At 62.8% G+C, this 274-nt stretch carries 1 protein-coding gene; it reads right to left on the bottom strand.

The annotated features are described in order from the left end of the window. The coding region (locus Q1B08_RS21865) for a type II toxin-antitoxin system VapC family toxin (RefSeq protein WP_299823619.1) at window positions 1-274 on the bottom strand (274 nt) is incomplete at both ends.

Genomic DNA, 274 nt, shown 5'->3' with positions numbered 1-274 from the left:
AGATCGAGCGTTGGGAAGTACGTCCGGAACCGGGCCGCATCCCGGGTCAGCAACCTGTAGCCCCGGACCGCAGCATGCGCACCGATGTAAAAGTCCGGTAGGGGCAACGACCGTGCACCGCCGCGACGGCGATAGGTGCGAAACGCCTTGCCTGCTAGAAACGCAGCCTCCCAGGGAAGGTCCTCGCGGTGAAAGACCGCCTCCGGCAGGAGCGCGTCCAGATCCTCGATCTGATCGAACGCGATCGAGATCTCGGCGTAGATGATCGAGTTTA

Source organism: uncultured Jannaschia sp. (genome assembly GCF_947494025.1).
Classification (GTDB): Bacteria; Pseudomonadota; Alphaproteobacteria; order Rhodobacterales; family Rhodobacteraceae; genus Jannaschia.
The sequence above is the reverse complement of the archived record's forward strand: the minus strand, read 5'-3'. Positions and strand labels throughout refer to the sequence as shown.